This window comes from Duganella radicis (genome assembly GCF_009720825.1).
GTDB classification, from domain to species: Bacteria; Pseudomonadota; Gammaproteobacteria; order Burkholderiales; family Burkholderiaceae_D; genus Rugamonas; species Rugamonas radicis.
Window position 1 is genome coordinate 271,138 of sequence record NZ_WNKY01000001.1, and the last position, 22,896, is coordinate 294,033.

Annotated in this window: 26 protein-coding genes; 17 read left to right on the plus strand and 9 right to left on the minus strand. The window is 62.7% G+C overall.

Features of this window, described 5'->3' with window-relative positions; translation table 11 throughout:
* Nucleotides 1–10 precede the first annotated feature (10 nt).
* Nucleotides 11–1,705 carry an MFS transporter gene (locus tag GM676_RS01095; RefSeq protein ID WP_155461529.1) on the minus strand — a complete coding sequence of 565 codons (1,695 nt, stop codon included), beginning with the start codon at nucleotides 1,703–1,705 and terminating at the stop codon, nucleotides 11–13.
* 205 nt (nucleotides 1,706–1,910) lie between these two features.
* On the opposite strand from GM676_RS01095, the gene GM676_RS01100 reads away from it, so the two are divergent.
* Genes GM676_RS01100 through GM676_RS01125 form a run of 6 tightly spaced genes read left to right on the plus strand, consistent with a single transcriptional unit; the run spans nucleotide 1,911 to nucleotide 8,052 of the window.
* The gene (locus GM676_RS01100; protein WP_155461530.1) at nucleotides 1,911–3,089 is read left to right on the plus strand and encodes an acetyl-CoA C-acyltransferase; all 1,179 of its coding nucleotides are present in this window, start codon (nucleotides 1,911–1,913) and stop codon (nucleotides 3,087–3,089) included.
* Nucleotides 3,090–3,093: 4 nt separating this feature from the next.
* Nucleotides 3,094–4,935, plus strand: coding sequence for an acyl-CoA dehydrogenase (locus tag GM676_RS01105; RefSeq protein ID WP_155461531.1), 1,842 nt, complete (start codon nucleotides 3,094–3,096; stop codon nucleotides 4,933–4,935).
* A gap of 18 nt (nucleotides 4,936–4,953) precedes the next feature.
* Nucleotides 4,954–5,733: an SDR family oxidoreductase gene (locus tag GM676_RS01110; RefSeq protein ID WP_155461532.1), complete on the plus strand. Its 780-nt coding sequence runs from the start codon at nucleotides 4,954–4,956 to the stop codon at nucleotides 5,731–5,733.
* Between the two features lie 2 nt (nucleotides 5,734–5,735).
* Nucleotides 5,736–6,734, plus strand: coding sequence for an NADP-dependent oxidoreductase (locus GM676_RS01115; protein ID WP_371866087.1), 999 nt, complete (start codon nucleotides 5,736–5,738; stop codon nucleotides 6,732–6,734).
* The gene (locus tag GM676_RS01120) at nucleotides 6,731–7,642 is read left to right on the plus strand and encodes an SDR family oxidoreductase (protein ID WP_155461534.1); all 912 of its coding nucleotides are present in this window, start codon (nucleotides 6,731–6,733) and stop codon (nucleotides 7,640–7,642) included. The genes GM676_RS01115 and GM676_RS01120 overlap by 4 nt, the downstream gene beginning before the upstream one ends.
* Entirely contained in the window at nucleotides 7,639–8,052 is a 414-nt protein-coding gene (locus tag GM676_RS01125) for a GNAT family N-acetyltransferase (protein WP_155461535.1), read from the plus strand. Before GM676_RS01120 ends, GM676_RS01125 begins: the two co-directional genes overlap by 4 nt.
* A gap of 2 nt (nucleotides 8,053–8,054) precedes the next feature.
* On the opposite strand, the gene GM676_RS01130 is transcribed toward GM676_RS01125, so the two are convergent.
* Entirely contained in the window at nucleotides 8,055–8,417 is a 363-nt protein-coding gene (locus GM676_RS01130) for a flagellar protein FlaG (RefSeq protein WP_155461536.1), read from the minus strand.
* Between the two features lie 82 nt (nucleotides 8,418–8,499).
* On the opposite strand from GM676_RS01130, the gene GM676_RS31735 reads away from it, so the two are divergent.
* Both GM676_RS31735 and GM676_RS01135 read left to right on the plus strand, forming a co-directional pair.
* A complete protein-coding gene (locus GM676_RS31735) occupies nucleotides 8,500–8,877 on the plus strand; it encodes a hypothetical protein (RefSeq protein WP_211923122.1) in 378 nt (125 codons plus the stop codon).
* Nucleotides 8,765–9,559 (plus strand): ATP-grasp domain-containing protein, encoded by a 795-nt coding sequence (locus GM676_RS01135; protein ID WP_211923123.1) that lies wholly within the window; start codon nucleotides 8,765–8,767, stop codon nucleotides 9,557–9,559. The genes GM676_RS31735 and GM676_RS01135 overlap by 113 nt, the downstream gene beginning before the upstream one ends.
* Here the strand turns inward: GM676_RS01135 and GM676_RS01140 are convergent, their stop codons facing one another.
* The 3 genes from GM676_RS01140 to ygfZ are packed head-to-tail and all read right to left on the minus strand — an operon-like array spanning nucleotide 9,560 to nucleotide 11,573.
* On the minus strand, nucleotides 9,560–10,303 hold the full coding sequence (locus GM676_RS01140) for an NRDE family protein (RefSeq protein ID WP_155461537.1): 744 nt from the start codon (nucleotides 10,301–10,303) through the stop codon (nucleotides 9,560–9,562).
* Nucleotides 10,294–10,581, minus strand: coding sequence for a DUF4936 family protein (locus GM676_RS01145; protein ID WP_155461538.1), 288 nt, complete (start codon nucleotides 10,579–10,581; stop codon nucleotides 10,294–10,296). Before GM676_RS01145 ends, GM676_RS01140 begins: the two co-directional genes overlap by 10 nt.
* Before the next feature lie 8 nt (nucleotides 10,582–10,589).
* The gene (gene ygfZ / locus GM676_RS01150; protein ID WP_155461539.1) at nucleotides 10,590–11,573 is read right to left on the minus strand and encodes a CAF17-like 4Fe-4S cluster assembly/insertion protein YgfZ; all 984 of its coding nucleotides are present in this window, start codon (nucleotides 11,571–11,573) and stop codon (nucleotides 10,590–10,592) included.
* A 104-nt stretch (nucleotides 11,574–11,677) separates the two neighbouring features.
* On the opposite strand from ygfZ, the gene mltG reads away from it, so the two are divergent.
* From mltG to GM676_RS01175, 5 genes are read left to right on the plus strand one after another with little or no spacing between them, the layout of a single operon-like run.
* Nucleotides 11,678–12,667: an endolytic transglycosylase MltG gene (gene mltG / locus GM676_RS01155; protein ID WP_155461540.1), complete on the plus strand. Its 990-nt coding sequence runs from the start codon at nucleotides 11,678–11,680 to the stop codon at nucleotides 12,665–12,667.
* A 20-nt stretch (nucleotides 12,668–12,687) separates the two neighbouring features.
* On the plus strand, nucleotides 12,688–13,293 hold the full coding sequence (gene tmk / locus GM676_RS01160; protein ID WP_155461541.1) for a dTMP kinase: 606 nt from the start codon (nucleotides 12,688–12,690) through the stop codon (nucleotides 13,291–13,293).
* 16 nt (nucleotides 13,294–13,309) lie between these two features.
* Nucleotides 13,310–14,341, plus strand: coding sequence for a DNA polymerase III subunit delta' (locus tag GM676_RS01165; protein WP_155461542.1), 1,032 nt, complete (start codon nucleotides 13,310–13,312; stop codon nucleotides 14,339–14,341).
* 10 nt (nucleotides 14,342–14,351) lie between these two features.
* Entirely contained in the window at nucleotides 14,352–14,735 is a 384-nt protein-coding gene (locus GM676_RS01170) for a PilZ domain-containing protein (RefSeq protein ID WP_174821652.1), read from the plus strand.
* Between the two features lie 15 nt (nucleotides 14,736–14,750).
* Nucleotides 14,751–15,254 carry a GNAT family N-acetyltransferase gene (locus GM676_RS01175; protein ID WP_371866053.1) on the plus strand — a complete coding sequence of 168 codons (504 nt, stop codon included), beginning with the start codon at nucleotides 14,751–14,753 and terminating at the stop codon, nucleotides 15,252–15,254.
* Here GM676_RS01175 and GM676_RS01180 read toward each other — a convergent pair.
* Nucleotides 15,229–15,762, minus strand: coding sequence for a DNA-binding protein (locus tag GM676_RS01180; protein ID WP_155461544.1), 534 nt, complete (start codon nucleotides 15,760–15,762; stop codon nucleotides 15,229–15,231). The genes GM676_RS01175 and GM676_RS01180 overlap by 26 nt on opposite strands.
* Nucleotides 15,763–15,781: 19 nt before the next feature.
* The gene (locus tag GM676_RS01185; protein ID WP_155461545.1) at nucleotides 15,782–16,990 is read right to left on the minus strand and encodes a cation:proton antiporter; all 1,209 of its coding nucleotides are present in this window, start codon (nucleotides 16,988–16,990) and stop codon (nucleotides 15,782–15,784) included.
* A 112-nt stretch (nucleotides 16,991–17,102) separates the two neighbouring features.
* Between GM676_RS01185 and GM676_RS01190 the strand changes: the two genes are divergently transcribed.
* The 3 genes from GM676_RS01190 to GM676_RS01200 all read left to right on the plus strand — a co-directional run bounded on the left by GM676_RS01190 (nucleotide 17,103) and on the right by GM676_RS01200 (nucleotide 19,707).
* Entirely contained in the window at nucleotides 17,103–17,882 is a 780-nt protein-coding gene (locus GM676_RS01190) for a TatD family hydrolase (RefSeq protein WP_155461546.1), read from the plus strand.
* Nucleotides 17,879–18,562 carry an ankyrin repeat domain-containing protein gene (locus GM676_RS01195; protein WP_229262472.1) on the plus strand — a complete coding sequence of 228 codons (684 nt, stop codon included), beginning with the start codon at nucleotides 17,879–17,881 and terminating at the stop codon, nucleotides 18,560–18,562. The genes GM676_RS01190 and GM676_RS01195 overlap by 4 nt, the downstream gene beginning before the upstream one ends.
* Nucleotides 18,563–18,783: 221 nt before the next feature.
* The gene (locus tag GM676_RS01200) at nucleotides 18,784–19,707 is read left to right on the plus strand and encodes a class I SAM-dependent methyltransferase (protein ID WP_155461547.1); all 924 of its coding nucleotides are present in this window, start codon (nucleotides 18,784–18,786) and stop codon (nucleotides 19,705–19,707) included.
* Here the strand turns inward: GM676_RS01200 and GM676_RS01205 are convergent, their stop codons facing one another.
* On the minus strand, nucleotides 19,708–21,420 hold the full coding sequence (locus GM676_RS01205; protein ID WP_155461548.1) for a tetratricopeptide repeat protein: 1,713 nt from the start codon (nucleotides 21,418–21,420) through the stop codon (nucleotides 19,708–19,710).
* A gap of 132 nt (nucleotides 21,421–21,552) precedes the next feature.
* Here GM676_RS01205 and GM676_RS01210 point away from each other — a divergent pair, with 132 nt between their 5' ends.
* A complete protein-coding gene (locus GM676_RS01210) occupies nucleotides 21,553–21,750 on the plus strand; it encodes a hypothetical protein (RefSeq protein ID WP_155461549.1) in 198 nt (65 codons plus the stop codon).
* On the opposite strand, the gene GM676_RS01215 is transcribed toward GM676_RS01210, so the two are convergent.
* Nucleotides 21,747–22,799 carry a phospholipase A gene (locus tag GM676_RS01215; RefSeq protein WP_155461550.1) on the minus strand — a complete coding sequence of 351 codons (1,053 nt, stop codon included), beginning with the start codon at nucleotides 22,797–22,799 and terminating at the stop codon, nucleotides 21,747–21,749. The two genes, GM676_RS01210 and GM676_RS01215, sit on opposite strands and share 4 nt — an antisense overlap.
* Between the last annotated feature and the right edge of the window lie 97 nt (nucleotides 22,800–22,896).

A 22,896-nucleotide genomic window follows, 5' to 3' on the forward strand; every position in this document is an offset into this window, starting at 1 on the left:
CCGTGCAGGGTTAGTCGGCCGCGTAGATGTTGTTGTCCTTGGTTTCGCCGATGAACAGTACACCGATCACCACGGTGATCAGGGCGACGATGATCGGGTACCACAGGCCGTAGTAGATGTCGCCCTTGAACGCCACCAGCGCGAACGAGATGGTCGGCAGCAGGCCGCCGAACCAGCCGTTGCCGATGTGGTATGGCAGGGACATCGAGGTGTAGCGGATGCGGGTCGGGAACATTTCCACCAGCATGGCCGCGATCGGGCCGTACACCATGGTCACGTACAGCACCAGGATGAACAGGATCAGGACCATCATCGGTTTGTTGATCTGCGCTTCGTCCGCCTTGGCTGGGTAGCCGGCCGCTTTCACGGTCGCCGCCACTTCTTTTTTCAGCGCCGCGTCCAGGTCTTTACTGGCTTTGTCGAAGTTCAGGCCATCCGGGGTCAGCACGGCGTTGAAGGCGGTGATTTCCTTGTCGCCCACTTTGATTTTGGCCACGCTGCCAGCCGGCGCGTCTTGCTTGGTGTAGGCCACCGAGGCGTTCGACAGGATGCTGGTCGCGATGTCGCACGAGGAGGTGAATTTCTTCTGGCCGGTCGGGTTGAACTGGAAGTTGCACGATGCCGGATCGGCGTACACCACCACTGGCGAGTTTTTCAGCGCCGCTTCCAGCTGCGGGTTGCCGTAGTGGGTCAGGGCGCCGAACAGTGGGAAGTAGGTGGCGGCAGCCAGCACGCAGCCGCCCAGGATGATGTACTTGCGGCCGATCTTGTCCGACAGGATGCCGAAGAAGATGAAGAACGGGGTGGCCAGCGCCAGCGACAGCGCGGTCATGATGTTGGCGTTGGCGCCATCGATCTTCAGCACCTGGGTCATGAAGAACAGGGCGTAGAACTGGCCGGTGTACCACACCACCGCCTGGCCCATGGTCAGGCCGATCAGGGCCAGGATCACGACTTTCAGGTTTTTCCACTGGCCGAAGGCTTCGCTCAGCGGTGCTTTCGAGGTTTTGCCCTCGGCTTTCATTTTGGCGAAGGCCGGCGATTCATTCATCGACAGGCGAATCCACACCGAAATACCCAGCAGCAGCACCGAGACCAGGAACGGCACGCGCCAGCCCCAGGCGTTGAAGGCTTCCTCGCCGATCGCGGTACGGGTACCCAGGATCACCAGCAGCGACAGGAACAGGCCCAGCGTCGCGGTGGTCTGAATCCACGAGGTAAACGAGCCGCGCTTGCCGTGCGGTGCGTGCTCGGCCACGTAGGTGGCCGCGCCGCCGTATTCGCCGCCCAGCGCCAGGCCCTGCAGGATGCGCAGTGTCACCAGCACAATCGGCGCCGCGATGCCGATCGCCGCGTACCCGGGTAGCAGCCCCACAATGAAGGTGGAGGCGCCCATGATCAGGATGGTGATCAGGAAGGTGTATTTACGGCCGATCATGTCGCCCAGGCGGCCAAACACCAGCGCGCCGAATGGACGCACGATGAAGCCCGCCGCGAACGCCAGCAGCGCGAAGATGAAGGTGGTGGTCGGTTCGCCTATGAAGAACTGCTTGGCGATGATCGGCGCCAGCGAGCCGTACAGATAAAAGTCGTACCATTCGAACACGGTGCCGAGCGAGGACGCAAAGATCACTTTGCGCTCTTCGGCGGTAATCGGGCTGGCTCGGCCCGGCGCGCGCGGATCAGCGGTTCCTGTATTTGCCATGATGTGTGTCTCCTTTGATTTTGTAGGATGTTTTTTCCCCAGCCGAGATAGTTACTACTTCGTCAGCTTGCTCTCAGTCTGTACCCTTAACCTTACGTCATTCTTTCACGAAACTTACGCGAAACTTACAAAAATATTTGCGAACGACCGTACTAAAAATATGCTATTCTGGATTGAATAACACTTCATTCCACAGGAGACTCTCATGATTGACGCCGTCATTGTATCTACCGCCCGCACGGGCCTGGCCAAGTCCTGGAAGGGCGCGTTCAATATGACGCACGGCGCCACGCTGGGCGGTCATGCCCTGCAAGCCGCCATCGCGCGCGCCGGCATTGAATCGGGCGAGGTCGAGGACGTGCTGGTCGGCTGCGCCAATCCAGAGGGTGCCACCGGCGGCAATATCGCCCGCCAGATCGCCATCCGCGCCGGTTGCCCGGTGACCACCGCCGGCATGACCATCAATCGTTTTTGCTCGTCCGGTCTGCAAACCATTGCCACCGCCGCCCAGCGCATCATCGCCGGCGAGGGCGATATCTATGCCGCCGGCGGCGTGGAATCGATCTCCTGCGTGCAGCAGGAAATGAATCTGCATATGTACAAGGAAGTCTGGCTGTCGCAGCACAAGCCGGAAATCTATTGGCCGATGCTGCAAACCGCCGAAACCGTCGCCAAGCGCTACAGCATCAGCCGCGAACGTCAGGATGAATACGGCGTGCAAAGCCAGCAGCGCGCCGCCGCCGCCCAGGCCGCCGGTTTGTTCGACGCCGAAATCGTGCCGATGACCACGGTGATGGGCGTGGCCGACAAGGCTTCCGGCCAACTGCTGTCGCGCGAAGTGACCATCTCGGCGGACGAGGGCATCCGTGCCGACACCACTTACGAAGGCGTCTCCAAGATTCGCACCGCGATGCCGGGCGGCGTGATCAGCGCCGGCAACGCCAGCCAGTTCTCGGACGGCGGCTCGATGGCCATCGTGATGAACGCCCAGACCGCCGCCGCCAAGGGCTTGCAGCCGCTGGGCGTGTTCCGTGGCTTCGTCGTGGCCGGCTGCGAGCCGGATGAGATGGGCATCGGCCCGGTATTCGCCATTCCCAAGCTGCTGAAGAAAGCCGGCCTGAAGGTCGAAGACATCGGCCTGTGGGAGTTGAACGAAGCCTTCGCCGTGCAAGTGCTGTACTGCGCCGACAAGCTGGGCATCCCGATGGACCGCCTGAATGTGAACGGCGGCGCGATCGCGGTTGGCCATCCTTACGGCGTGTCGGGCGCGCGCCTGGTCGGCCATGCGCTGATCGAGGGCAAGCGCCGCGGCGTGAAATATGTGGTGGTCACCATGTGCATTGGTGGCGGCCAGGGAGCGGCAGGCCTGTTCGAAGTGGTGTAAGCGCATGGACTCGACCATCCTGTCGCGCCGCGACATCGCGTTCATGCTGTACGAGTGGCTGGACGCGGAGGCGCTGAACAAACGCGCCCGTTTCGCCGACCACAATCGCGAAACCTTCGACGCCGCCATCGACACCGCCGAACGCCTCGCCACCGACCTGTTCGCGACCCACAACAAGAAGGCCGATCACCACGAGCCGCATGTAGTGGACGGCAAGGTGCGGCTGATCCCTGAAGTGAAGGTGGCGCTGGACGCCTTCTCGGCCGCCGGCCTGATGGCGGCCGGGCAGGACTACGACCGTGGCGGCATGCAGCTGCCGGTGGTGGTCGACAAGGCGCTGGCGGCGTACTTCACGGCCGCCAACGTCAGCACTTCGGCCTACACCTTCCTCACCATGAGCAACGCCAACACCTTGCTCAAGACCGGCACGCCGGAGCAGATCGAACGCTTCGTCAACCCCATGCTGGAAGGCCGCTTCTTCGGCACCATGTGCCTGTCCGAGCCGCAGGCCGGCTCCAGCCTGTCGGACATCACTACCCGCGCGCTGCCGGATGGCGAGGGCCAGTACCGCATCACCGGCAACAAGATGTGGATTTCGGCCGGCGAACACGAGCTGGCGGAAAACATCATCCACCTCGTGCTGGCCAAGATTCCGGGCGAGGACGGCAAGCTGATTCCGGGCGTGAAAGGCATCTCGCTGTTCATCGTGCCGAAGTACCTGGTCAACGATGACGGCAGCATTGGCGCGCGCAACGACGTGGCGCTGGCCGGCCTCAATCACAAGATGGGTAATCGCGGCACCACCAACTGCCTGCTCAATTTTGGCGAGAAGGGCGGCGCCATCGGTTATCTGGTCGGCAAGCCGCATCAGGGCCTGGCCAATATGTTCCACATGATGAACGAGGCGCGCATCGCCGTCGGCCTGAACGCCGCGGTGCAGGGCTACACCGGCTATCTGCATGCGCTGGACTACGCCCGCAACCGTCCGCAGGGCCGCCATCCGGCGCAGAAAGATCCAACCCAGCCGCAACTGCGCATCATCGAACACACCGACGTGCGCCGCATGCTGCTGGCGCAGAAGGCTTACGTGGAAGGCGCGTTGGGACTGGTGCTGTACAGCGCCCGCCTGGTGGACGAACAAAACAGCGCCGAAACGCCGGAAGCGCGCGAGCATGCCACGCGCTTGCTGGAGTTCCTGACGCCGATCACCAAGTCGTGGCCGTCGCAGTGGTGCGTGGAGGCCAATTCGCTGGCGATTCAGGTGCACGGCGGCTATGGCTACACGCGCGAATACAACGTCGAGCAGTTCTATCGCGACAATCGCCTGAACGCCATCCACGAAGGCACGCACGGCATCCACGGACTGGACCTGCTGGGCCGTAAAGTCTCGATGCAGGATGGCGCGCTGTTCAAGGCCTTCGGCAGCGAAATCCGCAAGACCATCCGCAAGGTGCGCGGCAGCGTGGGCGCGCCGGACGTGGCGCCGGTGGGCTATGCCGATATCGGCAAGGAGCTGCTGGCTCACGCCGACGCGCTCGAACGGGCGTGGCAGGCCTTGGAGCAAACCACGCAGAAGCTGTATGCTGTCGGCGACATGAACAAGACGCTGGCCAATGCCAGCATTTATCTGGAAGCGTGCGGCCACATCGTGGTCGCGTGGATCTGGCTACAGCAAGCCTTGTTGGCCGCCGCGTCGATGCAGCACGGCGATGCGGATTTCTATCGCGGCAAGTTGCAAGCCTGCCGTTATTTCTTCCGCTGGGAACTGCCGAAGATCGGACCGCAACTGGAGCTGCTGGCCAGCATAGACACCACCACGCTCGACATGCAGGACGTGTGGTTCTGACTACAATAAGGAGACACAATGCGTACTACCCAAGAACTGTTTTCGTTGGCCGGCAAGACCGCGCTGGTGACCGGCGGCTCGCGCGGGCTGGGCCTGCAAATGGCGCTGGCGCTGGGCGAGCAGGGCGCCAATATCGTGGTATCGGCGCGCAAGCAGGCCGACCTCGATGAAGCCGTGGCCTTCCTGTCGCAGCATGGCATCAAGGCGCATGCGATTGCCGCCGATCTGTCGCAGGACGAGCAGGCCGCGCAACTGGTGGATGGCGCCATCGCCCATCTCGGCCATATCGACATCCTGATCAACAACGCCGGCGCCAGTTGGGGCGCGCCCGCCGAAGACCATCCGGTCGAAGCGTGGGACAAGGTGATGGACCTGAACATCCGCAGCATCTTCGTGGTGTCGCAACTGGTGGGCAAGCGCTCGATGATCCCGCGCGGCTACGGCCGCATCATCAATATCGCCTCGATCGCGGGCCTGGCCGGCAATCCGCCGGGCACCATGCAGACCATCGCTTACAACACCTCGAAAGGCGCGCTGGTCAACTTCACGCGCACACTGGCCGGCGAATGGGGCCGTCACGGCATCACCGTCAACGCGCTGGCGCCGGGCTTCTTCCCGTCGAAGATGACCAAGGGCCTGCTGTCGGTGATGGGCGAGGAACTGACCAAGCACGCACCGCTGAACCGCCTCGGCGACGACGAAGACCTGAAAGGCGCGGCGGTGCTGTTCGCGTCCGACGCCGGCAAGCACATCACCGGCCAGATCCTGGCGGTGGACGGGGGCGTCTCGGCGGTATGAGTATTCCCGAAACCTACCAGCGCATCGTGCTGGCGGCGCGTCCGCGCGGCGCGGTGGCGCCGGAGAACTTTCGTCTCGAAACCGTGCCGGTGCCTGAACTGGCCGATGGCGAAGTCCTGATCCGCAATCATTACCTGTCGCTGGACCCGTACATGCGCGGACGCATGAGCAAGGTGGCCACCTACGCCGCCTCGCAGGCGCTGGATGAAACCATGATCGGCGGCACGGTCGGTCAGGTGGTGGCCTCGCGCAATGCTTTTTACCAGGAAGGCGACTACGTCAACGGCATGCTGGGCTGGGCCGAGATGGGCGTGTCGGACGGCCTGCTGCTGCGCAAGCTCGATACCACGCGCATTCCGCTGCCGGCCTTTCTGGGCGTGGTCGGCATGCCGGGCATGGCGGCCTGGTATGGTTTCAACCAGATCATGGAAGCGGCGGCCGGCGAAACCGTGGTGGTCTCGGCCGCCAGTGGCGCGGTCGGCAGCGTGGTCGGCCAACTGGCGCGCCTGCGTGGCTGCCGCGTGGTCGGCATCGCCGGCGGGCCGGAGAAGTGCGCCTACGTGGTGAACGAGCTGGGCTTCGACGCCTGTGTCGACTACAAGGCCGGCAATCTGGAGGCCGATCTGGCCGCCGCCACGCCGGACGGCATCGACGCCATCTTTGAAAACGTCGGCGGCGCCTGCCTCGACGCTGCGCTGGCGCGCACCAACGCCTTTGCCCGCATCGCGTTGTGCGGCCTGATCGGCGGCTTCACTGGCGCCGACATGTCGATCAAGAATGCCCGCGCCTTGTTGTTGAATCGTCTGACGCTGCGTGGCTTCATCATTACCGAACACATGGAATACTGGCAGCAGGGCTTGCAGGAGCTGGCCGTGCTGGTCGCCAACAAGCAAATTAAATACCGCGAGACGGTGGCCGAGGGCCTGGCCGCCGCCCCGCAAGCGTTTATCGGCCTGCTGCAAGGGCATAACTTTGGCAAACAACTGGTGAAGCTCATATGAAAACATTCCGGGACAAGGTCGCCGTCATCACCGGCGGGGCAAGTGGTTTGGGCCGTCAATTCGCCAACGTGGCGGCGCGCGAGGGCATGAAGCTGGTGCTGGCCGATGTGCAGGCCGACGCGCTGGAGCGCGCCGTTGAAGAGCTGCGCGCGCAGGGCGCCGGCGTCATCGGCCGCCTGTGCGATGTGCGCAAGGGCGAGCAGGTGCAGGCGCTGGCCGATGCCGCCGTGGCCGAATTCGGCGCCGTGCATCTGGTGTTCAATAACGCCGGCGTCGGCTCGGGCGGCCTGATCTGGGAAAACACCGAGGCCGACTGGGAATGGGTGATGGGCGTGAATGTCTGGGGCGTGATCCACGGGGTGCGCATCTTCACCAAACTGATGCTGGCGGCGGCTGAAAAAGATCCGGCGTTTGAAGGCCACATCGTCAACACGGCGTCGATGGCCGGGCTGGTGAACGCGCCGGCCATGGGCGTGTACAACGTCTCCAAGCATGCCGTGGTGTCGCTGAGCGAAACGCTGTACCAGGACTTGCAGCTGGTCGGCGCGCCGATCGGCGCCTCGGTGCTGTGCCCGTATTTTGTTCCGACCGGCATCAGCCAGTCGCACCGCAACCGTCCGGACGATGTGCGCATGACGGACCGGCCGACCGCCAGCCAACTGGCCGCCCAGGCCATGACCGACAAGGCGGTCACGTCTGGTAAAGTGTCGGCGGAAGCGGTGGCGGAAACCACCTTCAAGGCCATTGCCGATGGCCAGTTTTATATTTACTCGCACCCGGACGCGCTGGCCGGTGTGCGCGAGCGCATGGAGCACATCGTTGCCGGCATCAATCCGGCCGATCCTTACGCCGCCGCGCCGCAACTGCGCGAAAGCTTGCGTGCCAAAATCAAGGGAGCATCACGATGATCACACTGGGCGACTGGAACACGCTCAACGCCGACGCCAAGCTGATCCGCTTTGAGGTGTTTGTGCAGGAGCAAAACGTTCCGCCCGAACTGGAGATGGACCACATGGACGCCGTGTGCCTGCACGCGGTCGCCTACGACGAGGCCGGCGTGCCGGTCGGCACCGGCCGCCTGCTGCCGGACGGCCACATCGGCCGCATGGCGGTGCGCAAGCCGGGGCGCGGCAATGGCATCGGCGGCGCCTTGCTGCAAGCGTTGATGGCGCAGGCCCGGGCGCGCGGCGACAAGGCTGTGGTGCTGAGCGCGCAAACGCACGCAGCGCCGTTTTACCAGCGCCACGGGTTCAGTATCGACGGGGAAGAGTTTTTCGAGGCCGGCATCCCGCACATCAATATGCAGTACACCTTCTAGGCTCAGGCTTCGCTATTAATCAGCAAACCTTTGGTGCTGAGGTTTTTCCCGATTTCCAGCGATTGCTCGGATGGGAATTGCTGCAATACCTTCTTCGTTTCAGTATCGATTACTTTCACTACGGAAATTCCGCTATCCTCATCGATACTGAAATGCACTTCGCTGGTGTTTTCCAGGAAGCGATTGATCGCGTCCACGGAATTTCTTAACTCAGTTTTACTCGGTACACGTGCCGCGGTCGCGTCTTTACCGGCGACAATAGCCTGTGCCGTGCCGGCGTCCACCGTTTTTCCGGACGCGGGCACGGATACCGGCGCCGTTGCGGCGGGTAGCAAGTCCAGTCGGTTGATGCTGCTCGTGTCCATGGTGGTCGTTTTCCTTCGATGAAGTGGAATAAATTACTCCGCTACCGGTGATAACGGCAGGTCTGAAGAAAAATTGAGTTAAATGTCAAAGAAAAATGAAATCGGTGCTGAAAACGCTCCGCTGATCGGTCTTGCGCCCCTGATGCGGCGTGCCTTTGCCGGCGAAGACCTGACGCCGCTTGGCCAGACCCTGCTCGAACGCGCGCAAACCTATCCCAACGACGCCCACGCCTACATGGACTTCTCCACCGTGCTGCAACTGACCGGCAATCGCGACGACGCGCTGGCGGTGCAGGCGGAAGCCATCATTTTGCAGCAGCTATACAGTCTTCCCGCCAACCGGGAGCATGGCCGAGTCGCCGGCCAACCAGCTGTTGCTGGAGCAGTTGGCGGACTACGTCAGCGATTGGCCGCGGCCGGTGATCAACCGGCCGGAGCGCATCCGCCAGCTGTCGCGTGACAACGTGTGCGCGGCCTTGCAGGGCGTGCCGGGGCTGGCGTTGCCGCTGTCGGTCCGCGTCGACCGTGGCGCGCTGAACGCGGTAGCGGCTGGAACGCGCGCGCTCGGCTCCTTGCTCGGCGATGACGGCTTCCCGATGATTGTGCGCCCGCTGGGCTCGCACAGCGGCGCCGATCTGGAGAAGATCGCCGCCCCGGCGGCGCTGGCGGCCTATCTGGACGCGGTCGAGGGCGTGCACTTCTACATCTCGCGCTTTGTCGACTACCGCAACGTGGATGGCCTGTTCCGCCAATATCGCATCGTGCTGATCGACGGCAAGCCGTTTATCTGCCATTTCGCCATCTCGCGGCACTGGATGATTCACTACCCGACCGCCGGCATGACCGAAAGCGCGGCGAAGCGTGCCGAGGAGGCGGCCTGCATGGCCGCCTTCGATGACGGCTTCGCCGTACGCCACCAGGCCGCGCTGGCGGCCATCCACCAGCGCATGGGCTTGCCTTATCTGGGCATCGACTGCGCCGAGATGCCGAATGGCGACTTGCTGATCTTCGAAGTGGACAACGCCATGATCGTGCACGGCATGGACCCGGCCGACCTGTTCCCTTACAAGGTGCCTGCCATGCAGCGTGTGTTCAACGCCTTCCGCGCCTTGCTGGCGCGCGCCTCGGCCGCGCGCGCCTGATCAGTGAATCAGCATTTCATGCAGGGTGGCGGGAGCGTCGGCGTAAAGTTTGACGACGGTGGAGGTGCGGGTGCCGTAGCTCGGGCTTTCGATGCGCACGGCGGATAGCATGCGTTCCAGATCCAGCGGGACGCCGGTTTCGGGCAGGCGCAAATCTGGCGCCTGGGTGGTGTCGGACAGCATTTCGAAGAAGGCTTCGTCCGGCGCGCCCAGGCATAGCAGGCTGGCGAATTGGGCTTTGGTCTTTAACACCTTCGGCCAAGGCGCATCCAGCAGGGCGTTCGACAGGCCGTAGACGCCGGGCTCCAGCGGTTGGCCGTTGCGCGGATCGTTGTCGCCTTTGTTGGAATACCAGATCAGGGTGTCGCGGTTGCCCAGCACGAGGTTGAAGCCGTTGTACTGGTCGGCGCTCGGGCGGATCGACGCCACGTATTCCTGCGGCGTCATGCTGCCAGCCAGGTAGTCGGCGACCAGCTGGCCGCGCGACGGCGCCTCATCCTTGTGTTCGGACGGCGCGCGGATGTTGGTGATGGCGGCGAAGCGCGACGGTCCGCCGTCCTCGCCCGGTTGCGTGATGCCCATCCAGCTGCCGCCGGCCTGCAAGTCGCGGCCGGCGAAAATCTGCGGGTGCTCGGGCCATGGCGCGGCCGGCGCGGTGGCGCGCTGGTAGTATTCATCGCGGTTGGCGGCGGCAATCAACGGCACCGCCGGCACCACCTTCCATGCAAAGACAATCAGGCACATGGCACGACATCCATAAAAACTTCGGTGTGGCGCAGGCCGGCAATCCACGACAGCACGCCGGCCTCGTGGACCGCGCGTTCCAGTTCCGCCGCAAATCCTTCAGGCGTGGACGCGTAGACTTCCATCCACGTCTGCACGCCGTCTTTGGCTTCCGGACGGCGCTTGAGTTGGCCCGCAACGCCGTGGCGCCGCGCCAGCGTCGCCTGCATGGCGGCGACCGCCGCTTGCAAGGACGCCGCGTCGGCATCCTTGACTTTGTAGTAGATGTAGAGATCCATGCCGGAGCTTACAGGTCGAGCGGTTCCAGCACGTAGGGCATGTCGAGGAAGGTCAGCGGTGTGCCTTCGGCCGAGCCCAGGCGCACCGAGCCTGCCTCGATGGCGGCCAGTTTCATTTCCACCAGCGCATCCACGCCGCCATTGTCGTTGGGCGCGGCGTTGACGATCATGCCGCATGGCTGTTCCGGATCGGCCGTGGCGAACACTTCGGCACCCGCCACCGCGCCCGCGTCGGCGATCGACACTAGGGTGGTGCGGCGCTTGAGTTTGCCCAGGTACTGGCTGCGGGCGACGATTTCCTGGCCGGGGTAGCAGCCTTTCTTGAAGTTGACGCCGCCCAGCAGCTCGTAGTTCACCATCTGCGGCACGAACTGTTCCTGCGTGGCCTTGGCGATTTGCGGCACGCCGGCGTGGATGTCGGACAGCTGCCATGCGGCCGTGTCGCCCAGGGCCAGTTTGGCGGCCAGCGCCGGCTTCACGGTTTCGGCGGTATCCAGCGACATCAGCCATTGATAGCGCGGCGCGCCGAAGGCATCGGCCACGCGGATCAGCGTGCCCAGTTCGTGATCGATTTTCGCGTACGGTTTGGCGGGCAGGGCCTCGAACCACGCTTGCAGCACGGCCGGCGCGCTTGCACCGCCGATGCCCAGCACCACCTGGTTGGCCGGCGCTTCGGTGGCGTCGCTCAGCTTGGTCTTGGAGCGCAGCACGAACATCGACAGGCGCTTTTGCACCGGCGCCTGGATCTCGCGCGGCAGTTGCAGGAAGATAGTCGAGGCGTTGCGCCACATCAGGAACGAGGCCAGCAGACGGCCTTTCGGCGAGCAGTAGCCGGCCAGGCGCGCTTCGGTCGGGCCGAGGTGCTCAACGTCGTTGGTCAGCTGATTGTGCAGGAAGCTGGCCGATTCTTCGCCGTCCAGCGCGATCAGGCCGAGGTCGGTGATCGGGGCGAAAAATCCCGCGGCGAGGTGGGTGGTGTTCAGTGCGGACATAATTTTCAATATTTTGACTGGGAAGGCATTATCATTACGGGCTTATTATAGTGATGTCGCGAAATTCGCGTCAGATCGCCTCGATCCACCCATTCGGCTTAATGATGGCTTTTATCAAAAAAATAATTGGTCTGTGTGTTTTGTTCGCCATTCTCGGCGGTGCCTATTTCATGTACTGGTCGCAAAAGCCCATCATTCCCGAGGATGCGGAAGCGATTGAATTCAGCATCACGCCCGGCAGCGGCGCCCATGCCGCCGGCCAGCAGATCGCCGAAGCCGGTGTGCCGATCCAGCCGTTGCTGTTCAACCTGCTGGCGCGCGTGACCAACAAGAGCTCGAAACTGAAAGCCGGCTCTTACGAACTCAAGCCGGGCTCGACGCCGCTGCGCCTGATCGACCAGCTGGCGCGCGGCGAGTACGCGCAGGAGCAACTGACCATCATCGAGGGCTGGACCTTCCGTCAGATGCGGGCCGCCATCGCCGCCCACAAGGGTTTGAAGCATGACACCATTGCGCTGTCCGACGCCGAGGTGATGAGTGCCATCGCCTCCGAATACAAGGATGCCGAAGGCCTGTTCTTCCCCGATACCTATCTGTTTGCCAAGGGCTCCAGCGACCTGCAAATCTACAAGCAGGCGCACGCCATGATGCTGACCCGGCTGGCCGAAGCCTGGGACAAGCGCGATCCGGCGCTGCCGTACAAGAACAAGTATGAGGCGCTGACCATGGCCTCGATCGTGGAAAAGGAGACCGGACAGAAATCCGAGCGCGCCATGATCGCCGGCGTGTTCGTCAACCGGCTGAAGATCGGCATGCTGCTGCAAACCGATCCGACCGTGATCTACGGCATGGGCCTGAAGTACGACGGCAAGATCCGCAAGAAGGACCTGGAAACCGACACCCCCTACAATACCTACACGCGCGCCGGCCTGCCGCCGACGCCGATCGCCTTGCCGGGCGTGCAATCGCTGACGGCGGCGCTGGCGCCGGCCAAGACGGCCGCGCTGTATTTCGTCTCCAAGGGCAATGGCACCAGCCAGTTCTCGGACAACCTGAACGATCACAATCGTGCAGTCAATCAGTATCAACGATAAGTATCAACGATAATAAGAATATGGGTAAATTCATCACCTTTGAAGGCATCGACGGTGCGGGCAAGTCCACGCACATTGCCTTCGTGTCCGATTACATCAAGCGGCGCGGCGTCGAGCTGGTGAGTTCGCGCGAGCCGGGCGGCACGCCGCTGGGCGAGAAGCTACGCGAGCTGGTGCTGCACGAAAAAATGCACCTCGAAACCGAGGCGCTGCTGGTGTTTGCCAGCCGCCGCGAACACGTCGCGCAAGTGATCAAGCCGGCGCTGGAGCGCGGCGCCTGGGTCATCTCCGACCGTTTTACCGATTCCAGTTTCGCCTATCAGGGCGGCGGCCGCGGCCTCGACCTGGCCAAGCTGGACGCGCTCGAACAGTGGGTGCATCCGGATCTGCAACCGGACCTGACGCTGCTGTTCGATGTGCCGCTGGACGTGGCACGCGCCCGTCTTGACGCCAGCCGCGAGCTGGACAAGTTTGAGCAGGAAAAGGCCGACTTCTTCGCCGCCACCCGCAACGAGTATCTGCGCCGCGCGGCCCAGTTCCCGCAGCGCTTCCGCGTGATCGATTCCACCCAGAGCATCGCCGAGATTCAGTTGCAAATTGCCGCCATCCTCGACGCCTGTTTTTGAAATACAATACTGAGTAATGAGCAATTCCATCTACCCGTGGCAAGAATCGTCGTGGCAGCAGCTGCAAACGCTGCGCCAGCGCATGCCGCACGCCATCCTGTTCCATGGCGCCGCCGGGATAGGCAAGGCCGATTTCATCGAGCGCTTTGCGCAGGGCTTGCTGTGCGAGGCGGTGCTGCCGGACGGCCATGCCTGCGGCCAGTGCGCATCCTGCGGCTGGTTCTCGCAGCAAAACCATCCTGACTACCGCCGCGTGCGGCCCGAGTCGATGGAAGACGAGCCGCCGGCAGAGGGCGAAGAGGGCGATGGCGAGGCCAAGAAGGCCGCCAAGTCCAAGACCCCATCCAAGGAAATCAAGATCGAGCAAATCCGCTCGCTGGCCGATTTCATGAATATCTCCACCCACCGCCAGGGTTTGCGCGTGGTGGTGCTGTATCCGGCCGAGGCGCTGAACATGCCGGCCTCGAACGCCTTGCTGAAAACGCTGGAAGAGCCGCCGCCGGGCACGGTGTTCCTGGTCGCCTCCAACGGCCTGGACCGGGTGTTGCCGACCATCCTGTCGCGTTGCCGCAAATTCGCCATGCCGATGCCGACCCATGCCGAAGCGCTGGCCTGGCTGAAAGCGCAAGGCGTGCCGGACGCCGACAGCTGGCTGCGCGAGCAGGGCGGCGCGCCGCTGGCCGCCATGGCGCAGGCCGAAGCCGGCAGCCGCGAGGATCTGGAGACGCTGCTGCAACTGCTGGCCCACCCCAGCATTGAAGGCGCGCTGAAAGTGGCCGATAAGTTACAAAAAGTCCCGCTCGCCGGACCGGTTTCATGGTTGCAGCGCTGGCTTTATGATGTGTTTTCCTACAAACTGGCAGGCAACATCCGGTATTATCCTCGCTACCAGAAAGAGCTGGCCGGCCTGGCCGACAAGATCCACGTCAGCCGCCTGCTGGCCGCGATCAAGGGCGCGAACGAACGGCGCGCCACGGCGGACCACCCGCTGTCGCCCAAGCTGTTCCTGGAGGATATGCTGCTTGACTACGCCAATAGCTGCACCTGAAAGGTAAGTAATGTCCGCTGCCAGCCCACTCGACCCGAACACCGTGCCGATGACGCCACGGCCGACGGTGTTGTCGCTGGCGATCAAGGAGAAGGCGGCGCTGTACGCTGCCTATATGCCGTTCCTGAAGAACGGCGGCATGTTCGTGCCGACCCAGAAACCGTACAAGCTGGGCGATGAGATTTACCTGATCCTCGCCCTGATGGACGATCCCAACAAATACCCCATCGCAGGCAAGGTCGCCTGGATCACGCCGCCCGGCGCGCACAACAACAAGGCACAGGGCATCGGCGTGCATTTCCCGGACGACGAGAGCGGCCAGCGCGCCCGCCTGCGCATTGAAGAAATCCTCGGCGCCGCGCTGCGCTCGTCGCGCGCCACTCACACACTGTAACTCTGTTTTTTGAAAATGACTTTCCGCCATCGCCTCGCCACGCCTGAAGACCTGCCCACCATCGTTGCCATCTACAACAGCACCATCGCCTCGCGCGAGGTGACTGCCGATACCGAGCCGGTGTCGGTGGAGTCGCGCTTGCAGTGGTATCACGATCACACGCCGGAAAAGCGTCCGCTGTGGATCATCCACCCGGCCGAGGGCGATGAGATTCTGGGCTGGATGTCGTACTCGAATTTCTACGGTCGTCCGGCCTACGCGGGCACGTCCGAGATTTCGATTTACATCGCCGAAACCGCGCGTGGCAAGGGCGTGGGCAGCTACTGCATCGAGCAGGCGATCGCCTACGCGCCGCAGATCAAGGTGCACACGCTGCTGGGCTTTATCTTTGGCCACAATAAGCCGAGCCTCGGCCTGTTCGGCAAGTTTGGATTTGAGACTTGGGCGCATCTGCCCAAGGTGGCGAATCTGGATGGCATCGAGCGCGACCTGATTATCCTTGGAAAACGCGTGGCGTAAGCTGGATCTGCGGGCTGTCGAAGTCGACCGTCATGCTGCGGCCGCCCGCCAGTATCACGTTGAACGGCGTATCGTCGCGCTGGCCGCTGCGTGAGCTGGCAAACAGATTGCTGAAATTGCCGAAGCCGTTTTCGTGCGACAGCTCGGCGTCGGCGTCGATTTCCAGCTCTTCGATGCGGGCGCTCAGCTGCTGTACTTTGCGGCGCAGCTCGGCCAATTCCCGGTCTTTCTCTTCCAGCAGGGCGTTAAAGCGGCGCTCGGCGTCGTCGTGCAGCTTGTCGGCCAGTTGTTCGACCAGCGTTTGCAGGCTGCGTGCCGTGTCTTCGCGCCTGGTGCCGGTGCTGCTGTCGTCTTCCGCCAGCTCCTTCAGGTGCTTGTGGATGGTGGACTTGGAGCCGGTATCGCCCAAGGCATGGCGGACCGCATCAACGGACGGATAGCGTCCCTCGGCCAGTAACTGATCCCGCGTGGTTCTGACTTGTGATTTGGTTAATCCGGTACGCGCCATGACTTTTTCCTCTTAAAACTCAGGAGCTGGCTTGACCCACCAGTCCGCGATTCTGTGCACGGTTGAGTTTAGGGTGCACGATAGGAATCGTCAACATGGTGCTGCCGGCGGCCATCAGCAACAGGGCGGTGAACGTCTCGTTGGTGATAATCTGTTTGTCCAGCAGGATGTTGGCGAACACGATTTCGATCAAGCCCTTGGATTGCAGCAGCCAGCCGATAATCGAGGCCTCGCCGCTCTTCCAATTCAGCATTTTGCCGGCGATGTGGGCGCCAGCCAGTTTGCCGCCGACCGAGGCCACCAGCAGCAGGCCGGCCACGAAGAACACCGAGTAGCCACCCATGTCCCACTTGGTACGCAGGCCGGTACTGAGGAAGAACACCGGCATCAGCACCAGCAGCACGCTGTTGAACAGGCGATCCAGATTCTCGATGCCAAACCATTCGGCATCCATCACCACGCCGGCCAGGAAGGCGCCGACCATGAAGTGCAGGCCAGCCCAGTCCGCGCCAAAGGCGCAGGCGATCAGCCAGATCAGGGCGACGTACCAGCGGTCTTCCGCGTTCAGGCGCGCCATCAGCTTGCGGAAAGCAAACGTCAGCAGGGTGAATGCGACCAGGAAGCCCGCCTGGCGGCCCACGCGTTCCCAATCCAGCATGATCAGCGCCAGCACGCCCCAGATGGCGACGTCGTCCAGGCTGGCGTAACGCATGATGCGCTGGCCCATGGGCTGGCGCAGGATGTCGAGTTTCTCCAGCAACAGCACCAGTACCGGCAGCGCGGTCACGGCGCAGGCCATGCCGGTGCCGAGCATGAATTGCCAGTTAGCGGCCTTGGCACCCATCCAGCCTTGGTAGTTCATCAACAGCACGGCGGCGGCGCAGCCGAATACCAGCGGCACGCCCAGCGACAGGCCGGCGGTGGTCGCGCTCTCGCGGCGGTACTGCCAGACTTTTTTCAGGTCCAGTTCAACGCCGGCCAGCATTACGAATAGCATGACACCCCACTGGGCGACGCCGTTCAGGGTCTTGGTCACATCAGGGTTGAAGACGAATTTGTGGTAGTCCGGGAACAGGGCGCCCATCACGCCCGGTCCCAGTACGATACCCATAATGATCTGGACCACCACCAGTGGCGCGAAATATTCGGTTTTGAAGAAGCGCCAGACCAGATACGGCGCCGTGAAGATCAGCAACATCGCCAGGAGGAAGATTTCTGTTGTACTCATAAGTCCCCTTCGTTTTTGTAATGTAATTACGTAATGTGCTTGCATCCTAACCAAGAATTGGCAAATTTGAAAGCGATTTCTTGGGGAGTGTGGTATCGGGTACAATCGCGGCATGTATATCGATTCCCATTGCCATATCAACTTCCCTGAGCTGGCGGCGCGCATGCCGGATATCCTGGCCCAGATGGAACACAACAAGGTGACCCATGCGCTGTGCGTGTCGGTCGACCTGCCGGATTTCCCGCAGGTGCTGGCGCTGGCGCACCAGTATCCGCACATCTACGCCTCGGTGGGCGTGCATCCGGATTATGAGGACACGCCGGAGCCGTCGGTGGCGCAGCTGGTGGAGCTGGCCGACGATCCCAAGATCATCGCCATCGGCGAGACCGGGCTGGATTACTTCCGTCTGCAAGGCGATCTGGAATGGCAGCGCGAGCGCTTCCGCACCCACATCAAAGCCTCGCGCATGACGCGCAAGCCCTTGATCATCCATACCCGCAACGCCAGCGAGGACACGATACGTATCATGCGCGAAGAGGGCGCGGGTACGGAGGCGGGCGGCGTGGCGGGCGTGATGCACTGCTTTACCGAATCGCTGGAGGTGGCGCGCGCCGCCATCGAGATGGGCTTTTACATTTCCTTCTCTGGCATCGTGACGTTTAAAAGCGCCAAGGAATTGCAGGCGGTGGCGCTGGAGCTGCCGCTGGAGCGGATCCTGATCGAGACCGATTCGCCGTACCTGGCGCCGGTGCCGTATCGCGGCAAGATGAATGAGCCGGGCTTTGTGGCGCACGTGGGCGAATACATCGCCAAGCTGAAGGGCGTGCCGGTGGAAGAAGTGGCGGCGCAGACCACCGCCAACTTCCGCAAACTGTTCAGCGTGCCGGCATGATGGTCAACGGACGCCGCCTGGTATTGCGTGCGCTGGCCGCCACGGCGCTGGCTTGTGCGTTGGGGCCGGTGCTGGCCGCCGACCCCGTACAAAGCGACGACGAAGTCGACTTCTTCCGCGCCGCCCAGCTGGATGCCACCAGCCGCGTGGCGACCGCGCTGATGCGCGGCGTTAATCCGAACGCGCGCGATCCGAATGGCGAGACCGGCCTGATCGTCGCCATGCGTTACGAATCGCTGAACGTGGCGCGCCTGCTGATGGACCAGCCGGGCATCGACCTGGAAGCCAAGGCGCCGAACGGCAACACCGCGTTGATGATGGCGGCCTTCCGCAAAAATAAAACCGCCGTGCTGGAGATGCTCAAGCGTGGCGCACAAGTGAATCAGAAAGGCTGGGCGGCATTACATTACGCCGCCGCCGCAGGCAGCGTGGAAATCACCACCATCCTGCTGGACAAGCACGCCTACATCGACGCCGAGACCCCTTCCGGCATGACCCCGTTGATGATCGCCGCCCGCGAAGGCCAGGAAGACGTGGTCGCGTTGCTGCTGAAAGAGGGCGCCGACGCCACCTTGAAAGACGGCGGCTTCCACCTCACCGCCGCCGAATTCGCCCTCAAAGCCGACAAACCCTGGATCGCCAAAACCATCAACGCCTTCCTTGCCGTGCAAAAACGCTAGTCGCGCGACAGCAGCTCGATGTAACGCGGATAGCCGCGCGGCTGCTCACATTGGTGCCGGATATCCGTGACATATTAAAGAAATCTTTAATCCGATAATTCATACTAAAGCAGGCTTTAATATCTTCAAGTGGAATTGGCGGGTGTTTATTGTCCAGTTCGGTGCATGGTGAGGTGGCAATCTTGATGATAATGGCTCCAGAGCACTCACCAAGGACCACCATGCTGAACGAACGCGAAATTGAAAGCTGTTATCTGGGGCAGTTTATTCCAGTCCATTACCATCACAATATGCTGATGGATCAGAACCGCATGCACGGCTTTAAGTCGGCCATCGATTACGCCGTCAAGCCGGGCGCGAAGGTGCTGGAGCTGGGGGGCGGTACCGGTGTGCTGTCGTGGTTCGCGGCCGCCAAGGCGTCCAAGGTGTATTGCGTCGAGTTCAATCCCGATATGGTGAAGGAGGCCCGCAAGTTCCTCGCCAAGAATCCCAACGGCGACAAGGTGGAAGTGGTCCACGCCGATGCCTTCGAGTACCTGCCGCCGGAGCCGGTCGACGTCGTCATCTGCGAGATGATCCACGTCGGCATGCTGCGCGAAAAGCAGGTGGAGGTGATCGAATCCTTCAAGCGCCGCTATGCCGAACGCTTCGGCGGCCCGCTGCCGGTGTTCATGCCGGAGGCCGTGATCATGGCCGTGCAGCCGCTCCAGCAGGAGTACGATTTCGAAGGTTTCTACGCGCCGATCGTGCAGTTCCAGGAAACCACGGTGATTTATCCCGGCACGGTGGAGATGGCGCAGCCGGCCGTCTACAGCATCATCGACTTCAACCAGCCGAATGACCTGATCTACACCTGGCAAGGCAAGTTCGTGGTGGAGAAGAACGGCGAGATCAACGCCATGCGCTTCGTCACCAAGAATATCCTGGCCGTGGTGCAGGAGCGTTCGACCACCATCGACTGGCTGAATCACTACATGACCCTGCCGCTGGCCACGCCGGTCAAGGCGCGCGAGGGCGATGTGCTGCAAGTGAGCTTCCAGTACCGCGCCGGCGGCTCCATCCCTTCGCTGCAAGCCTCGCTGAAAGCAGAGATCCTGTACGAAGCCACGCTGCAAGAAGCAGCGCGCATGCCGGCCTACGCCTGATCATCGGGTGGTAGGCGCCGACTGCAAAGCCTGATCCGGATTGGCCGGATTCAGGCTTTCCTGCACGATCCGCCCGCGCGCATCCTGCAAGCCGGCGTTGCGCTCCACATCCTGCATGACGACCGCGTTTGCGATTGTCCATTCCCGGAATGCCTTGCCGGCCTTCGGCTGCACGCGCATTTCGGCCAACACGTCGGCCTGACCCACGCCTGCGTTCAGCTTGGCCAGCCAGGTTTTCGCCCACGCCGCCAGCTCAGGTTCACGGATGTTATGCGCCATCAGCTTGAGGGCGTTGCGGGCGCGCGCGGTGTCGCCCGCATAGGCATAGGCCAGCGCGGCCGAGCGCGCCAGCGTGTTGACTTCGTGCGCGCTCTTGAAGGCGGAGACCGCCGATTGCAGCGTGGCGTCGTCCGGCGCGGCGCCCGATTGCAGGCCGGTCTGGTAGAGCGCGTAAGCCGCCTCTGCCGACTTGGGATCAAGCTCCAGCGCGCGTTGCAGATTGCCGCGCGCCGCATCCAGCCGCGCCAGGCGCAGATTGGCCTGGCCAAGCAGATAGGCGGCCTCCGCATCGGGTTTTTGCGCGGCGGCGCCCAGGTAAGGCAAGGCGTCCTGCGGATTGCCCCAGTCCACCTGCGCGCGGCTCAGCACGCGCTGGGCGTAATCGTTGGACGGGTATCGCGCCGCCGCGCTGGCGGTCCGCCGCAGCAGCGCTTCGCCTTGCTTGCGGTCCGGGCAGGACTTGAGCGCGGCCTCGGCCAGCACGAACTCACCCGACGATTGCGGCAAGGCCTTGAACTCCATGCTCGCGATCGGCAGCTCCGGCACATCCACCAGCAGCACCTTCATCCCCGGCAGCCGGTAGCGCCACAGCGTGTTGCTGAGGTCGCCGACCTTGATGCCGTAGGCCTGCTCGAACGCTTGCGTGATCGGCACGTCGCGGTACACCGCGCTCAGGTAATTGACCATGCGCTTGCGGTTGTCTTCGCTGGACAGCATGTAATGCGTCAGCGCCCACGATTTGGCCGCGAACTCCAGCTTGATGCCGGCGGTGGAGGCGTAGTTCACGCCGCGCGAGTCGTTCTGCTCCAGCACGTCCTTGTAGTCGAGGCTGTAGCGCCGGCCGCCGTCGAGGAAGGCCAGGTAGCGGCCGACGGTGAGCGGCGTTTTACCGATCGACATCTGCTTATCGGTAAAGCGCGCGCTGGCGAAGTAGTGGGCCAGGCCGTCGATGAAGGAGATCGGCGCGCGGATGTCGGTGTAGCGGTAGATGAAGTGGCGGGTGTAGGCCTCGTACAGATAGGACAGGCCTTCCTCGCTGGGATCGAGCTGCACGCCGAAGCCTTGCACGCCCGAGGTGCAACTGCTGTACAGGCCGATGGCGTTGGCGGGCTGGTCGATGGCCAGCGCGTTCAGCGCCACCGCGCCGTCATGGTAGTAGAAGGTCAGCTTGGCTTCGGCGCCGCTGGCCTTGAGGAAGGGCTGGGTGTAAATCCGCAGCATGAAGTCCAGCCGCTCCAGCTGGTTGAGCAGCACGGCCACGGCGTCATTGCTGGTGTTGGAATAGACCACGAAGTGCTGGCTCTCGACGCGGAACCATTCGGAGGCGTTGCGCTGGCCGGCCACCACCACCGACGGCGCCGCTTGCTGGGCGTGTGCATTCATCAGGCTGGCGCTGCCAAGCAGCAGTGCCGCGTACCAAGGTTTCAGCTTCATTTTTCCGTTTGTCCCCGAAAAGCGGCGATTAATCGCCGTTATATGCAGCTGGTCGCACGCTGATTGCACCCGGCCCGCCACTCCATTAAAGTGACATTATAGACAATAATTCAATCGTATCGGGAGCGTCTCATGCTGAGTTTTATTCTGTGGCTAGGCTTGCTGTTCCTCTGTTGGCCGCTGGCCTTGCTGGCGCTGGTGCTGTATCCGCTGCTGTGGCTGATTACCTTGCCGTTCCGCCTGATCGGCATCGGCGTTGAAGGCCTGTTTGAGCTGTTGCGCGCCATCGTCATGCTGCCAGCGCGCATCCTGGGCGGCAGCCCCCGTTAAAAGTCGACCAGGAATCCGGCGCCCACGGATTTCTGCGAGTAGTTGTAGTCGATCAGGCTTTGGCCGTAGCCGCTGAAGCCTTGCACATAGCCTTTCAGATTGGCGGCCAGCGGGAAGGCCCAGCCCACCTTCAGCGCGCCGTGGCGGGTGCTGAAATTGCGCCGTCCCATCACCGACAGCTCGTGGCCGTCGAAGCGGTAGGTCGCGGTCAGGTCGCCATGGCCGAGGAAGTCGGTGATGTCGATGTTGTCGTTGTCCGAGCGGGCGTTATCGAGCCGCTTCCACAGGCGGAACGAGACGCCGAACTTGCCTTTCTCCGCACCCACCTCCGCATAAATCCGGTTCCAGCTGCGCGACAGCGTGGAGGTCTGGCCGTTGGACTGGTGGTTCAGCGCCAGCGTCAGGTAGCGCATGTCCAGCACGCCAAGGTCCAGGTTCAGCGGCGTGGTCAGCATCAGCTCCGGCTGGTAGTTGGTTTCACGGAAGGGGCTGGAGGCCGCGCGGTTGTAGGCTTGCCAGAAGCTGTTCTGGGTGTAGCCGAACCACAGGTCGACGGGCGTGCTCATCAACTGTTCGATCAGCTTCATCTTGAAGCTGAGTTGGTAGGTCAATTCCACGTGCTTGGATTTAATGCCGGCGGGCGTAAAGTCCCGAAAAGGCGCATCATTGGAGCTGGTGCTGTAATTGGCCAGCAGCAGATAGGTATCCTTGTGCGGGCGGAAGTTGAACACGCCGCGCTTGGCGGAGCGGTCCAGTTCCCATTCCTGCACCATGCGCGAGACGGTGTCCTCGGGCGGAATGGTGGTCAGCGCCGCGACCTTGGCCGGAATTTTCGGCGCGGGCGGCGGCGCCGCCGGCTGGGTGCGGACCGGCTCGCTGCCGCCGGCCGGGGCGGCAATGGCATTGTCGCCGGCCGCCTGCACCGCCGGCGTGGTCTTGGCCAGGACATCGTAGCAGGCAAGGCGCGCGCTGGCGTCGCCCAGCACGGCGCAGCGCTCCAGCCGCAGTTCCAGGTCGGAGGCCTGGGCTAAAGCCAGAGCCGGGGCCATGCCCAAGGATAGGAAGAGAATGTTTTTCGCTTGCAATTGCATACCATCAGTCCCAAATAGGTAGAGTTAGGCAAGAGGTTACATTAGTTGCCGTTAA